The sequence below is a fragment of the Cetobacterium somerae ATCC BAA-474 genome, from assembly GCF_000479045.1.
Lineage (GTDB): Bacteria > Fusobacteriota > Fusobacteriia > Fusobacteriales > Fusobacteriaceae > Cetobacterium_A > Cetobacterium_A somerae.
On the sequence record NZ_KI518170.1, the window covers coordinates 14,631 to 28,870 of the forward strand.

The 14,240-nt window shown below is 27.7% G+C and carries 15 protein-coding genes; 5 read left to right on the forward strand and 10 right to left on the reverse strand.

Annotated features, from left to right (window positions below; translation table 11 throughout):
- Positions 1-8: 8 nt before the first annotated feature.
- The 3 genes from HMPREF0202_RS07695 to recQ all read left to right on the forward strand — a co-directional run bounded on the left by HMPREF0202_RS07695 (position 9) and on the right by recQ (position 3,260).
- Entirely contained in the window at positions 9-407 is a 399-nt protein-coding gene (locus HMPREF0202_RS07695) for a hypothetical protein (RefSeq protein ID WP_023050315.1), read from the forward strand.
- A gap of 136 nt (positions 408-543) precedes the next feature.
- Positions 544-1,320, forward strand: coding sequence for a formate/nitrite transporter family protein (locus tag HMPREF0202_RS07700; protein ID WP_040406893.1), 777 nt, complete (start codon positions 544-546; stop codon positions 1,318-1,320).
- Positions 1,321-1,433: 113 nt separating this feature from the next.
- On the forward strand, positions 1,434-3,260 hold the full coding sequence (recQ, locus tag HMPREF0202_RS07705; protein WP_023050317.1) for a DNA helicase RecQ: 1,827 nt from the start codon (positions 1,434-1,436) through the stop codon (positions 3,258-3,260).
- A gap of 63 nt (positions 3,261-3,323) precedes the next feature.
- On the opposite strand, the gene HMPREF0202_RS07710 is transcribed toward recQ, so the two are convergent.
- From HMPREF0202_RS07710 to HMPREF0202_RS07745, 8 genes are all read right to left on the reverse strand, one after another.
- Complete coding sequence (locus tag HMPREF0202_RS07710; protein ID WP_023050318.1) at positions 3,324-4,394, reverse strand: metallophosphoesterase; 1,071 nt, start codon at positions 4,392-4,394, stop codon at positions 3,324-3,326.
- A gap of 123 nt (positions 4,395-4,517) precedes the next feature.
- Positions 4,518-5,510: a sulfite reductase subunit C gene (asrC, locus tag HMPREF0202_RS07715; RefSeq protein WP_023050319.1), complete on the reverse strand. Its 993-nt coding sequence runs from the start codon at positions 5,508-5,510 to the stop codon at positions 4,518-4,520.
- A gap of 9 nt (positions 5,511-5,519) precedes the next feature.
- Positions 5,520-6,314: an anaerobic sulfite reductase subunit AsrB gene (gene asrB / locus HMPREF0202_RS07720; protein ID WP_023050320.1), complete on the reverse strand. Its 795-nt coding sequence runs from the start codon at positions 6,312-6,314 to the stop codon at positions 5,520-5,522.
- Positions 6,307-7,314 (reverse strand): anaerobic sulfite reductase subunit AsrA, encoded by a 1,008-nt coding sequence (gene asrA, locus HMPREF0202_RS07725; RefSeq protein WP_023050321.1) that lies wholly within the window; start codon positions 7,312-7,314, stop codon positions 6,307-6,309. The genes asrB and asrA overlap by 8 nt, the downstream gene beginning before the upstream one ends.
- Before the next feature lie 136 nt (positions 7,315-7,450).
- On the reverse strand, positions 7,451-7,927 hold the full coding sequence (locus HMPREF0202_RS07730; protein ID WP_023050322.1) for a YehS family protein: 477 nt from the start codon (positions 7,925-7,927) through the stop codon (positions 7,451-7,453).
- A gap of 72 nt (positions 7,928-7,999) precedes the next feature.
- A complete protein-coding gene (locus HMPREF0202_RS07735) occupies positions 8,000-8,665 on the reverse strand; it encodes a Crp/Fnr family transcriptional regulator (protein ID WP_023050323.1) in 666 nt (221 codons plus the stop codon).
- A gap of 2 nt (positions 8,666-8,667) precedes the next feature.
- Complete coding sequence (deoC, locus tag HMPREF0202_RS07740; protein WP_023050324.1) at positions 8,668-9,333, reverse strand: deoxyribose-phosphate aldolase; 666 nt, start codon at positions 9,331-9,333, stop codon at positions 8,668-8,670.
- 29 nt (positions 9,334-9,362) lie between these two features.
- Positions 9,363-10,676, reverse strand: a complete 1,314-nt coding sequence (locus HMPREF0202_RS07745; RefSeq protein ID WP_040406896.1) for a thymidine phosphorylase — start codon at positions 10,674-10,676, stop codon at positions 9,363-9,365.
- A gap of 114 nt (positions 10,677-10,790) precedes the next feature.
- Here HMPREF0202_RS07745 and HMPREF0202_RS07750 point away from each other — a divergent pair, with 114 nt between their 5' ends.
- Positions 10,791-11,399, forward strand: coding sequence for a Crp/Fnr family transcriptional regulator (locus HMPREF0202_RS07750; RefSeq protein ID WP_023050326.1), 609 nt, complete (start codon positions 10,791-10,793; stop codon positions 11,397-11,399).
- A 12-nt stretch (positions 11,400-11,411) separates the two neighbouring features.
- A complete protein-coding gene (locus HMPREF0202_RS07755; RefSeq protein ID WP_023050327.1) occupies positions 11,412-12,584 on the forward strand; it encodes an iron-containing alcohol dehydrogenase in 1,173 nt (390 codons plus the stop codon).
- A 33-nt stretch (positions 12,585-12,617) separates the two neighbouring features.
- On the opposite strand, the gene HMPREF0202_RS07760 is transcribed toward HMPREF0202_RS07755, so the two are convergent.
- Positions 12,618-13,046: a VanZ family protein gene (locus HMPREF0202_RS07760; protein WP_023050328.1), complete on the reverse strand. Its 429-nt coding sequence runs from the start codon at positions 13,044-13,046 to the stop codon at positions 12,618-12,620.
- Between the two features lie 12 nt (positions 13,047-13,058).
- The gene (locus HMPREF0202_RS07765) at positions 13,059-14,126 is read right to left on the reverse strand and encodes a sensor domain-containing diguanylate cyclase (RefSeq protein ID WP_023050329.1); all 1,068 of its coding nucleotides are present in this window, start codon (positions 14,124-14,126) and stop codon (positions 13,059-13,061) included.
- Between the last annotated feature and the right edge of the window lie 114 nt (positions 14,127-14,240).

Consider the following 14,240-nt stretch of genomic DNA (forward strand, 5'->3'; position numbering starts at 1 on the left):
TAATACATATGGTAATTAAGATAATAGAAGGGGTTGATACCATGATTATAGCTTATGAAAAATTAACTAACTCTTACAGAAATATTGTTAAGGAAAATCTATTCCATATTGGAGAGGGACTTATTCTAGATAGAGAGAATAATGTTTTACATAGATTTGAAAATATCAACGATATTACCTTAGATACTTTAAAAACACTTAATAAGCTTAAAGAGGAGATTGTTATAGTATATCCTTGCAATTTAAGAGATAGAAAAACAACTTTAGATGTCTGTGTAGAATCTTATGTAATTAGACATTATAACTTAGAAACTATATTTGATGCGATTCATGGCTGCCAGTGCACAAAGAGAAACATCAAGCTTTTATGGAATGTAGATTTAAGACATTGTAATGTTTTCTTTTAAAAGATACAGTTAGATTACATTTTAATCCACAAAAAATCTTTTTTTACACAATTTAGCATAGTGTGATTTAAATCACACTATGTTTTTTTATTTTTAATATAAAATGCTAGTATATCATTTAATTGAGGAGGAATATATGTTTTTTGAGGCAGTTGAAAAAGTTGCAAATGCAGGGGTTAGCAAATCTAATTTTTTAAAAAATAGTTTTGGAAAATACTTTGTCTTATCAACTTTTGCTGGATTTTTTGTTGGATTAGGAATTTTATTAATTTTCTCTATTGGTGGATTAGCAGCACCAGTTATTGGACCTTTAGGTGCTAGAACACTTATGGGAGCTTGCTTTGGAGTAGCACTGAGTTTAGTTATTATGTGTGGTAGTGAACTTTTTACTGGAAATAACTTTGTTATGACAATATCTACACTATCTAAAAAAACAACTTGGGCTGATACTATTAAACTTTGGGTTGTATGTTATTTCGGAAACTTAGCTGGATCTATTTTATGTGGATATTTATTCTCTCTAACAAATTTAACTGTTCACTTTGTTCCTGGAGCTGAAAGTGTTGGTAAATTTATGGGAACTATAGCTACATTAAAAGCTACAGCACCTTTCTGGGATCTATTTTATAGAGGAATACTTTGTAATATACTTGTTTGTTTAGCTGTTTGGTGTTCTATAAAAATGACATCTGAGTCAGGTAAATTAATCATGATTTGGTGGTGTCTATTTGCCTTTATAACTGTTGGTTTAGAGCATAGTATTGCAAACATGACTCTTTTCTCAGCACTAATGTTTAAAGAACCACAATTTTTTATGGGAATGATTGTTAACTTAATTCCAGTAACTTTAGGAAACATAGTTGGAGGAGTTGGATTAGGAGCAGCATATTATTACGTATCTAAAAAAGATTAATTTTAAAAGATTAATAAAAGGTATCTATTTTGTCAAAAATAAAATAGATACCTTTTTTATTTTTAATGATATAATATAATAATATTGTAATAAATAAAATCCCAGGAGGATGTATGAATAAATTCCTAGCAAAAGAAAATTTAATTCTAAAAAAATACTTTGGATATGATGAGTTTAGAAAAGGACAACATGACATCATTAAAAATATTTTACAAAGAAAAGATACTCTAGCTATTATGCCAACAGGTGGTGGAAAATCTATATGTTTTCAAATACCAGCCTTAATTTTTGAGGGAGTTACTGTTGTTATATCTCCTTTAATATCACTTATGAAAGATCAAGTTGATGCTTTAAATGAAAATGGTATCCCTTCTGTATTTATAAATAGTAGTCTTTCAAATTCACAATGTGAGATTATTTATAATGCTCTTCTTTTTAATAAATACAAAATAATTTATATTGCACCTGAGAGACTTGAAAATTCAAGATTTTTATCAGTTATAAAAAATATTAATGTATCACAAATTGCTGTTGACGAAGCACACTGTATATCTCAATGGGGACATGACTTTAGAGTTAGCTATAAAAACATTAAAAATTTTATTCAATCTTTAAATAGTAATCCAGTAATATCTGCTTTCACTGCCACTGCTACTCCTGAAGTTACTGAAGATATTTTAGAAAGTTTAAATATTAAAGCAACTATATTTAAAAATGGATTTAAGAGGGATAATCTAAAGTTTTCTGTTTTCAAAAATGTAGATAATTTTAAATTTATACAAAAATTTATTGAAGAACATCCTGAAGAAAGTGGAATAATATATACTTCTACAAGAAAAGAGTGTGAACAAATTTATGAATTTCTTTCTAAAGGAAAGAGTATTGCTAAATATCATGCTGGCCTTTCTGATAATGAGAGAATGAGTAATCAAGAGGATTTTCTTTTAGATAGATGTAAAATAATTGTCGCAACTAATGCCTTTGGAATGGGTATTGATAAATCCAATGTAAGATGGGTTATTCATAATAATCTACCAAAAGATATTGAAAGTTATTATCAAGAAGCTGGTAGAGCCGGTAGAGATGGGCTTATTTCAAGTTGTATTCTACTTTATAATCCCAAAGATATTATTATTCAAAAACTATTTATTGAAAATGAAAACTTATCTCCAGAAATAGCTAAAATTAGATATAGTAAACTTTCTGCTATGGAAAATTATACTAGAACTAATGGCTGTCTTATTGAATACATTGTAAACTATTTTGAAAATAAACCTTTGGCTGAAAATTGTGGAATGTGTGGAAATTGTGAAAATAAAGGTGAACTTATTGATATAACTATTGACGCTCAAAAAATTATTTCATGTGTTGGAAGATTGAATAATAAATATGGTGCAAAATTAATTTTAGATATTCTAAAAGGTTCTAACAATGCAAGAATTAGAGACAATCGTTTAAATGAACAATCTACATATGGATGCTTAAAAGATAAATCCTCTACCTATATTAAAACAATTATGGATTACCTTATAGGAAGTGATTTTATCGAAAGTACTGAGGGAAAATACCCACTTTTAAAATTAAAAGAAAGTGCTTATATTTTTATAAAATCTAAAGAAACCTTATCTATGAGGGTTTTAAACAATGATGACGATTCTATTACGAAAAAAGAAAGACCTAATGATAAAAAAACTTCATTACCTCTTATTCCTGGTGGAGAGCAGTTATTTAATCTTCTATCAGAATACAGAAGTAAAACCGCTCATAACAACCATGTTCCATCTTATATAATTTTTTCTGATAAAACTATAATTGATATTTGCAATTATAAACCTAGAGAAAAAGATGAACTTTTAAAAATAAATGGTATTGGAGAAGCTAAATTTGAAAAATATGGCAACGATATCCTTTCTATTGTAAATAACTATATAAAAAAATAAATTTTCAAACAGTATATAAAGAGATAACTCTATTACATAATAAAGTTATCTCTTTAATTAGCTTTATTTAAAGATCATTATCTGACTACTACTTCCAATTCTGTATGGAATCATCCAAGTTCCCAATCCTGAACTTACATATGTATGTGTCTCTCCTATCTTCCTATATCCACCTGAGTTTTCATACATATAATCTACCACTAAATTAAAAGGGAATAGTTGGCCTTTGTGTGTATGACCTGATAAGTACAAATCCACTTTTTCATTTCCTAACTCTTTTAAAGATTGAGGATTATGATCAACAACTATAACAGAACTTTTTTTATCGACATTTTTTAAAAGTTCATCTAATGATTTTCTCTTTTTATTATATCTGTCATCTCTTCCTACAATTGTTATTCCTTCAATCTCCACTATCTCATCTCTTAAAATATTTATTCCAAGATTTTTTATATATTCAATATTTCCCTCTATTCCACCATAGTATTCATGATTTCCTAAAACTAAATAAATTCCATGTTTAAAGTTTGTTTCATCAATTATACTTTTAATATCATCTGTTACACTCTTATATGAATTATCTAAAAAATCTCCACCTATAAGAACTAACTCAACATCTTCATTTTTCATTTTTTCAAAAGCTGTTTTTAATTTACTCCCATCAAATTTCCCATTTAAATGAACATCACTTATAAAAACAAATTTTAAGTTTTTTTCATTTCTAATTATCTCTTTTGGTGTTTCATAATTTTCTACAGAAATATTTTTAAAATTTTTATATCCTAAAATCGACAGAATACCTAAACTAAAAATTATAAAAATATGAAAACTCGTCTTTCTATAACTAACTTCTTTTAAAATATCAATTGAAAACATCTTAAAAATAAGGGCAATTGATAAAAGAATTAAAGCTCCAAATACTATATAATTAAGATAAAATAGATAATGCCCTAAAAAAACTTCTAAAGATACGCTTCTTTTATTTCGATAAAAATAAAAGAGAACAAAAGGTAAAAAAGTAAAAATTGGTATAAATAGAAAATACCATAAGCTTCCATATATTTTATAAAAAATATATGCTACTCCTAATATTGGAAGTATTAATAGTAGCAATCTCTGTAAAATCCAAATCATCTTCCCTCCATTTTAGTGAATTAATTTTTAAATTGTAAAATATTATACCACTTAGAGTAAACTCTAAGTCAATAAAAAAACTGTAGCTTGATTTTACTCACTCTACAGTTTTAGTTAGTTTAATTATTTACCAATATCATTTTCAGCACCAGAGTAGATAATTCCATTCCAGTTAACCATATTTCTTTCAATTGCCACTTCTTCTAAGTTAACACCTTCTAATGCAAACTTTTTAAACTCATTGAATCCTGTTCTATCAACAATATATCCAATATGTTCTTTTGGAAGTGCTCTGTTAATATACGTATCTACATATCTATATGTATTTTTAATAATTTTTATTATACTTTCTTCATCAGCCCATAAAATCCAATCTTCAGCAAGTCTTGGATTTTTCTTTCCTGTTCTACCCATAATAGCAAGTCTGTAGTACTTTTTCTCATCTCTAACCCAAGATGATGTCGGACAGTTTAAAACACACTCTCCACACCCTATACATTTACTATGTTCTCTTACAACTGTATAATTTTCTGCTCTTAAAGCACCTGTTGATAATCCTTTACATTTTTTTACACATGCTCCACATGAAACACATCTCTCTTTTTCGTATAAAGGCATAGTCATTCCAATTATACCAAAGTCATGCATTCTTGCTTTGATACAATCATTTGGACATCCTGTTAAAGCAATTTTAAAATGGAAATCATTAGGGAAAACTTCTTTCTCTATTTTTTTAGCAAAGTTTGTTGTATTATATTGAGCCTTAGGACAAACACTGTTTCCAATACAAGCTGTTATATTTCTTGTTCCAGCTGCTGGATATCCATTTCCCTCTCCATTTGGTTGATTAATATCAAAACCATCAATTAAAACTTGAATCTCTTTATTTACTTCATCAATTTTTGTAATATCAATACCTTTAATTTCAAATCCTTGACGAGTTGTTATATGAACTTTTCCATTTCCATATTTTGAAGCTATTTCAGAAACTTTTAAAAGTAGTTCTGCTGTTATCTCTCCACCAGGAACTCTAACTCTTAAAGCTGTTTTTTTTCTATCTTTTGTTATTCTATACGCATTTTTTGTAAAACTTTTTCTACTTAACTCTAAAGCCATGGTCTCCTCCTAATCTAAAAGCGTTTTAGCTTTTACATAATTAAATATAGGTCCTTCTAAACAAACATATGTTTCATCAATTTTACAATGTCCACACTTTCCTACAGCACAAGACATATTTCTTTCAAAAGAAACCCAAATTTTGTCCTCTGGAATTCCTAACTTTAAAAACTCTAATGCAGAGTATTTCATCATCATAGGAGGTCCTACTATAACAACTTCTAAATTATCAAAATTTTCATACATTTTTAGATGAGGAATATACTCAGTTACAAGTCCTACACACTCTCCATCAATTCCACAACCTTTATCCACAGTTAAAATCATTGGAGCTTTTTTTCTCCACTCATCTATCTCTTTTTTAAATAGAATAGATTCTTGATCTTTAAATCCAAAAATTAGCTCAATATCTGTATTCTCATCATCTATAAAATGTTTTATTAGTGGTCTTACTGGAGCAGTTCCACTTCCACCAGCAACTACAATTACTCTTTTTCCAGAGTATGTATCCATAGGGAAACAATTTCCATAAGCTCCTCTTAAAAATATTGAATCTCCTGGTTGAAGATTAAATATTGCATCAGTAACTTTTCCAACTTTTCTTATTAGAAACTCAATCCATTCTTCGTCATGATTATAATTAGCAACAGATATTGGTGCCTCTCCTACCATATGAATAGATAGTTGTATAAATTGTCCTGGAGCTGGTTTTATAGTTGTTTTAACTTTAAATAACCACTCAATTGGACTCTCTTGAACTATTGATAAAATTTCTCCTCTTTCAGGCATATATATATTACTCATTATTATCACCTAACTTTTTCGATAGTTTATTTATACAGTTTATATAAGAGATGTACTCAGGACAAGCATCATCACATCTTCCACATCCAATACACATATGTGTTCCAAATCTTTTTTTATAGTCAGAGATTTTATGCATAACTTTAAATCTCATTCTATCTCCAGATTTTTGTCTAAATTCATGTCCACCAGCCATAGTTGAAAATCCATCTACATGGCAAGAAGCCCAAACTCTTCTTCTCTCTCCAGTTTTAGAGTTATCTCTATTAAAGATATCTTGAGTTGTAAAACAAGTACAAGTAGGACAAACAAAATTACATCTTCCACACTTAATACATCTATCGTAATCTCTCCACATCTCATCATTTATAATATCTTCTAACTTTATATTTTCAGGAACTGTAACTTTTTCAACATTTTCTGTTACAAACTCCATTTGAAACTCTTCTTCTTTCCCATCATTAAAGAACTCGTTTAACTCTTCATCTTTTATATGAGTATAAACTGCACCATCTTTAAATGTAAGACCTAAGTTATAATTCTCTGTTGTATTTGTTCCCATTGAAGCGCAGAAGCAGCTCTCCCATCCTTTTCCTGGGCAGCCAATAACTGCAAATTTAACCATTTTTTTTGCATCTGCATAATATTCATCTGCAAATTTGTTATTTAAATATATATTATCTACTCTTTCAATAGCATGAAGGTCGCAACTTCTTAGTAAAACTAAAGCTTTTTTTGTTCTTCCCTCTGGTTTTTTAAACTCATTTTCATTAAAGTAAAATATTGTTTGTCTTATAGGTAGTAGAATCTCTTTAGCTGAATAGTAACTTTTATCTTTTAGATTGATCTCTTCTAATTTAGTTATCTTCTCATATTTAACTAAATCAGTATCAGAGAACGTTCCTTTAAAAGGAAGTGTAACTGGAGCATAGATATCATACTCTTTTGATAAACTTAATAATGCTCTATTAAATTCATCATTTGTTAATAATTTTTTCATCTCTTCACCTCTTATACAACTGTTTTTATACTAGTATCTCATTCTATTACTTTATATAGAAAAAAATGTGTGACTCTAGTCACACATTTCTATATTGACAAAAAATAAATTTTTTTAAGATCAATTTGTAATCTTATTATTTTTCCCCTCTGAAAAGTTCAGTGATTCCCTTAATAAATACTCTAACATATTTATCTCCAGCTTCTCTGTAATTTTTATGGTCTGGTCTTCTGAAGATTGCACTTAATTCTGATTCAGACATATTAATTCCACCTGTCTTAAATGCATCTATCATATCTTCACTTCTAAAAGCTAAAGCAATCTTTAACTTTCTTAGGATGTAGTTATTTATATTTTTATTATTTGGTACTTCCTCTGTTTTTTCTGGAGCATTTTTTTGTGGTCCTCTTTTATAAGTTATAAGTCCACTTAAAAATACATCTAAAGTTTTATTATTACAAGTTTTAAAGTTTTCATCTTCAGGCTTACTTAAAAGAGCTGTTAACTCTTCTAAAGAGATATTCATTCCTCCTAATTTGAAAACTTCCATCATAGCTTTATCATTTATTCTTAAAGCATATCTAACTCTTCTTAGAACGTCATTATTTGTCATTTGTTCCTCCTAATTTTTTTAAATTTTACTCATAATTATACCACAAATATAGGAGTATTCCTATTTTTTATTTTAACGTCTATAAAAATCTCTAATTTCTGTTTTTAAAATAAAGATTTGTCCATTCTCAACTTTAACAAGACCTAGCTCTTTAAGTTTTTTTATACCTCTTGAAACAGTTTCTCTATTAGTTCCTAACATATCTGCCAAATAGGTGTTATTTACTTTTACTGTAAAACCATGAAATTCCTTGTATTCATATCCAAAATCTTTTGCTAATTTCCATAGTTTTGCAGCAATTCTTTTATCCATAGATATAGTTGTTGTATTTTTTAATTGTCGATATAAACGTTTTGTCTTTTTTGAAAGAGATTTTATCATTAAGATAGCTAAATCTGGATATTTTAAAATTAATCTTTTAAGCTCTTTTATTGGAATAATCATCACTTTAACATCAGTAAAAGCATCACAACTAACACTTGTTTTTTGTGATTCATCATATACCATAGTATCATTTAAAAATGAATCTTTTCCCAGCAAATAGATTATTTTTCTTTTTCCATCTGAATTATCTTTATATACTGTAACATTTCCACTAATTATGAAATATATACTCTCACAAAATGAGTGCTCTAAAAAAAGAGTTTCTCCCTGCTTAAACTCTTGGCATTGAGAAACTCTTAATAAATTATCTAAGCACTCCTTTGAAAGGGAACTACTTAAGTAATCTTGATTCATAATTAGTATTTATTTGGGTCAGCAGTTCCAGTTGTCACTAATTCAACACCTGAACTTGTTCCTAATCTTGTTACACCTAAAGATATATATTTCTCTGCAGTTGCTAAATCTCTTACTCCACCTGCAGCTTTTAATTCAGCTTTATCTCCAACAATCTCTTTCATTAACATTATATCTTCAAAAGTAGCTCCACCTGTTCCAAAACCTGTTGATGTTTTTACAAAATCAGCCTTTGCATCTAAACATAACTGAGTCGCTATTTTTTTCTCCTCATCAGTTAAATAACAATTCTCTATTATAACTTTCAATACATTTGTTCCAATAGCTTCTTTAATAGCTGCTATTTCATTTTTAACATACTCTGTCTCACCAGCTTTTAACATTCCAATATTGATAACCATATCAATTTCAGATGCACCATCTTCTATACAAGTTTTTGCTTCAAAAACTTTTGACTTTGTTGACATAGCTCCTAAAGGGAAACCAATTACAGCACAAACTTTAACATCTGTTCCTGTAAGTTCTTTTGCTGCTAATTCAACATAACATCCATTTACACAAACTGAAAAGAATTTATGTTCTTTAGCTTCCGCACATAATTTTATAATATCCTTTGGTTCTGTTGTAGCTTTTAATACTGTGTGATCAATATATTTACTTAAATTCATTTTTCCTCCTAAAATATTCTTTATATTTATTATAACCCAATATTAGATAAAATTTCTAGAATTACTTTATTTTTTTCTACTTTTTCATCCACTATTGTATAAGCACCTTCTAAAAATCTAATAGATGATTCTAAATTTTTATCATTGTGTTGAACAAAAGCTAAAACTTCTCCCGCTTCAACATAGTCTCCAACTTTTTTAGTTAATAAAACTCCAACAGAATGATCAATTATATCATCTTTAGTCGCTCTTCCAGCTCCTAAAACCATTGCTGCTTTTCCGATCTCTTCAGCTTCAATCTTAGAAATCCATCCTGATTTTTTAGCTTTAAACTCATATTCTGATTTAAACTTTGGAAGTAATGTATAGTCATCAACTAATTTTGGATTTCCTCCTGCTGCTTCTATGAAATCTTTTAAGTGTTGAATAGCTGCACCATTAGATATAACTTCAGCAACCTTCTCTTTTCCTTCTTCTAAAGACTTAACATCACCTTTAATTTGAAGAGCAGTCGCAACTATTGTTTCTACAAGCTCAGTGAAATCTTTTGGTCCTCTTCCTTTTAAAGTTTCAATCGCTTCAATTATTTCATTAGCATTTCCAACAGCATATCCAAGTGGTTGATCCATATCTGTTAATAAAGTTACTACTTTTCTATCAAAAGAATCTCCAATATCAATCATAGTTTTTGCTAACTCTTCAGCTGTTTTTAAGTTTTTCATAAATGCTCCAGAACCAACTTTAACATCTAAAATAATTCCATCAGCATAAACTGCTAGCTTTTTACTCATAATAGAACTTGCTATTAAAGGTATGCTTGATACTGTTGCAGTTACATCTCTAAGAGAATATAATTTTTTATCTAAAGGAACTATTGTATCCGAATATCCCATAATACCTGTTCCAACTTTATTTACCATTTTTACCAATTCATCTCTTGTTTCTGGGAAAACAAATCCAGGAATAGCCTCAAATTTATCTATTGTTCCTCCAGTGTGTCCCAAACCTCTTCCAGAAAGTTTTGCAGTTCCTATATTAAAGGCTGCAAATAATCCTGCTAAAGCAATAGTAGTTTTATCTCCTACTCCACCTGTTGAATGTTTATCAATTAAGAACTTTTCTATTCCATCAAACTTTATAACTTCTCCACTATTCATCATAAGTTCTGTAAATACTTTTAGCTCATCCTTTGTCATTCCATTAAAATAAACTGCCATTAGAAATGAAGACATTTGATAATCAGGAACTCTATTTTGTAAATACTCTCCTAGTAAGAAGCTCATCTCTTCAGATGTTAACTCAATATTGTCTCTCTTTTTTTGAATAATATCTACCGCTCTCATACTCCACCTCGTTTTATTTTCATATTTTATATATTTTTCTAGCATTTTTTCTATTTTTATGATATATAAATTCTTATATAATAGATAGGACAATTGGCCCATTAAGGAGAATTTATGAAAAAAATAGAACAATACATAAACTTTTATAATTTAGACGATATTTTAATTAAAGAAGTTCATGAAAAATTATTAATAAAACATTATAAAAAAGGAGAGTATATTTTAGAAGCTCATAAAGGAACTAATAGCATCTATTTTATAGTAGAAGGAACTGTTGAGGTTTCTTGTATTCTTGATAATGGAAATCAAATATGTTTAAATATACTTAGACCTTTAGAAATCTTTGGAGATATTGAATACATTAATAAAGAGGAAGTATTATTTGATGTAGTTGCTAAAAGTGATGTGGCAGTTATTCTTCTACCTTTTCAATTAGCAAAAGACTATCTTGAAGATAATATTAACTTTTGGAGATTTTTAGCTATTGAAGGGAACAAAAAACTTTTAAATACAAATAGAGCTATATTTTATAAAAGTACTTTAAAAGCAAAAGATATTTTTATAAAATATCTTGAAGATAATGGAGGAGAAATAACTTTTAAATCTCTAGATGAACTTTCTGGTAGACTTAATATAAGCTATAGAAACCTAACTAGAATAATTAAATTTTATATTAATAAAGGTACCATAGTTAAGGATAGAAATTTTATTAAAATTTTATAGGAGGATTTTATTATGAAAAATTTTATTTATGATGTTCCAACGAGAGTTCTATTTGGAGATGGGCAAGTATCAAATGTAGGAAAAGAAGTTAAAAAACATGCAAGTAAAATTTTACTTCTTTATGGGAAAAATAGTATTAAAAAAAATGGATTATATGATGAGGTTATAAAGTTTTTAACTGAAGAAAACATTGAAATTATTGAACTTTCTGGAGTTGATCCTAATCCTAGAATTGAAACAGTTAGAGAAGGAGCTGATCTTTGTAGAAAACACAATTTAGAATTAGTTTTAGCTGTTGGAGGTGGAAGTACTATCGATTGTGCAAAGGGAATCGCTGCTCAAACTAAATATCATGGAGATATTTGGAAAGACCTTTGTGTGGATAAAAAATTTAATCTATTAACTGAAGCACTACCTGTAGCTTCTATCTTAACTCTTGCTGCAACAGGAAGCGAAATGAATGGGAATAGTGTCTTATCTAACTCAAAAGAAAATTTAAAATTAGGATTTAACAGTTATATTTTAAGACCTGTTTTTTCTATACTTGACCCAACTTATACTTTTTCAGTTAACAAATATCAAACTGCAGCTGGTGCTGTAGATATAATGAGTCATCTTTTTGAACAATATTTTTCACCAGATAAAAAAGGTTATCTGCAATCTCGTATAATGGAAGGTCTTTTAAAAACAGTTATTCATTATGCACCAATTGCTTATGAAAATCCTACTAATTATGATGCAAGAGCCAATATTATGTGGGCAAGTTCTTTATCATTAAATGGATTAACATCTGCTGGAAAAGAATCTACTGATTGGGCAACACATCAAATGGAACACGAACTAAGTGCTAAGTATGATATAACACATGGTGTTGGTTTAGGAATTTTAACACCTTATTGGATGGAGTATGTTCTTGATAAAGAAAATGTTCATAGATTTGTAGAATATGCCAATAATGTTTGGGGTATTTTTGGAGACGATGATTTCCAAGTTGCTAAAAAAGTAATCACAAAAACAAGAGAATTTTTTAATTCCTTAGATATTCCATCTACTCTAACAGATATAGGAATTGATAGTTCAAAATTTGAAGATATGGCAACTAGCGCAACAAGATTAGGCCCAATTGGAACTATGAAAAAATTAGAATATAAAGATGTATTAGAGATATTAACAATGGCTTTATAATATGGTAATAGTCTGAGAAATTTTCTCAGACTATTATTTTTTCTTATTTAATTTGATTATAGGATTTTTATTGAAATTAAAAAATAAAAATATTGATATTATTCCTAAACTTCCCCCTAACGTATCTATTAATACATCTTTTATTGCTGGTCCTCTTCCTGGTATAAATCCTTGGTGAAATTCATCTGTACAAGCATATAAAAATGTTAAAATTATACTTATTAAAACAGATTTTTTATCTAAAACTTTGAAACTTAAAAAATAGCTACTACCTAAGATTAGGTATATTGTAAAATGTGCTAACTTTCTAACATCTAAACCAAATATCTCTAGAAAATCTTTTAAATATTGAAGTATAAAATTAGATTGTTTTAAAGATTCTTCACCATTTTGATGAGAAAACCAGAAAATCAAAATCATAGTAGCAATAGAAATAAATCTAAATAATCTTGTTCGACTCATTAAGTATCTCCCTTATTTTATTTTTTGTTTTTTATCTTTCATTTTATATAATTCAATGTCCGCTTTTTTATATAAACTATTTAAACTTTCATTTTCATATCTTTCTGCCATTCCTACACTAACACTAAATTTTAAATCATTTGATAAATTCTCTTTTTCTAAATCTTTTTGTATTCTTTCATAAATTTTTTCTAAATCCTCTAAAGTCCCATCTATAATTATTGACAATTCATCTCCACCTATTCGAATTATGAAATCATTTGATTTTCTTACATTTCTTTTTAAAATCTCAGATATTTTTTTTAAAACTAGATCACCAATATCATGACCGTTATTATCATTTATCTCTTTAAATTTATCAATATCTAGAATCATCATTGAAAAAATAGTGTTTTTTTTATTTTCTAAAAGTTTATTTATTTTTTCTTCATAAAAATTTCTATTATATAGTCCAGTTAAAAGATCTTTATAAACTTTCTCTTTCAAATCTAATGTTTTCTTTTTAGAATCTGTAATCTCTTTTATCATTCCTAAAATACCATACTTATCATTTCCTAAGTCAACTCTAGATTTAAATGTTTGATACCACCTTCCTTGAAATTTTTCCTCTTCATAAAAATTCCCATTTTCTAAAGCTTTTCTGTTGTTAATTTCACACTTCTCTGCCATCTTTTTTGGAAAAAATTCACTCTCTTTTTTTCCAATTATCTCTAAATAAGATTTGCCTAGATAATTTGCATAAGATTCATTGAAATACTCTATTCTACCTTTTGAATCTAAATAAAATATGAAATCTTGAACTGTATCTAACATTGTTACTAATTTATATTCAGATTTTTCCATTATTTCATGGAATTCCATTTGGACAAACTTCTCATTTTCTACTTCTATATCGTAAGTTCTTACTTGATAATTTTCAATTAAACTAAATTCTTTTACTGACAAATTTAAACGTTTTTCGTCAATATTCTGCTCTTTTAAAATATTTCTCATTTTTTTATTTAAATATTTAACTTCTAAGTTACTATCTAAAACTAATATTCCTATTGTCAGATTGTCTAATAATATATTTTTAAACATCTTACACCTCTTAACTTTTTATATTTACTCCATATTTTATCATATTTTAAAAAATATAAAAAATTTTTTATTTTTCAAAATATTTTAATTTCTATACTACAAGTAGAATTTCTT

Coding starts and splice junctions, on each gene's coding strand:
- asrB (WP_023050320.1), bottom strand. CDS start 6,314: ATGAGTAATATATATATGCCTGAAAGAGGAGAAATTTTATCAATAGTT.
- asrA (WP_023050321.1), bottom strand. CDS start 7,314: ATGAAAAAATTATTAACAAATGATGAATTTAATAGAGCATTATTAAGT.
- HMPREF0202_RS07755 (WP_023050327.1), top strand. CDS start 11,412: ATGAAAAATTTTATTTATGATGTTCCAACGAGAGTTCTATTTGGAGAT.
- HMPREF0202_RS07735 (WP_023050323.1), bottom strand. CDS start 8,665: ATGAATCAAGATTACTTAAGTAGTTCCCTTTCAAAGGAGTGCTTAGAT.
- HMPREF0202_RS07750 (WP_023050326.1), top strand. CDS start 10,791: ATGAAAAAAATAGAACAATACATAAACTTTTATAATTTAGACGATATT.
- asrC (WP_023050319.1), bottom strand. CDS start 5,510: ATGGCTTTAGAGTTAAGTAGAAAAAGTTTTACAAAAAATGCGTATAGA.
- deoC (WP_023050324.1), bottom strand. CDS start 9,333: ATGAATTTAAGTAAATATATTGATCACACAGTATTAAAAGCTACAACA.
- HMPREF0202_RS07695 (WP_023050315.1), top strand. CDS start 9: ATGGTAATTAAGATAATAGAAGGGGTTGATACCATGATTATAGCTTAT.
- HMPREF0202_RS07745 (WP_040406896.1), bottom strand. CDS start 10,676: ATGAGAGCGGTAGATATTATTCAAAAAAAGAGAGACAATATTGAGTTA.
- recQ (WP_023050317.1), top strand. CDS start 1,434: ATGAATAAATTCCTAGCAAAAGAAAATTTAATTCTAAAAAAATACTTT.
- HMPREF0202_RS07710 (WP_023050318.1), bottom strand. CDS start 4,394: ATGATTTGGATTTTACAGAGATTGCTACTATTAATACTTCCAATATTA.
- HMPREF0202_RS07760 (WP_023050328.1), bottom strand. CDS start 13,046: ATGAGTCGAACAAGATTATTTAGATTTATTTCTATTGCTACTATGATT.
- HMPREF0202_RS07765 (WP_023050329.1), bottom strand. CDS start 14,126: ATGTTTAAAAATATATTATTAGACAATCTGACAATAGGAATATTAGTT.
- HMPREF0202_RS07700 (WP_040406893.1), top strand. CDS start 544: ATGTTTTTTGAGGCAGTTGAAAAAGTTGCAAATGCAGGGGTTAGCAAA.
- HMPREF0202_RS07730 (WP_023050322.1), bottom strand. CDS start 7,927: ATGACAAATAATGACGTTCTAAGAAGAGTTAGATATGCTTTAAGAATA.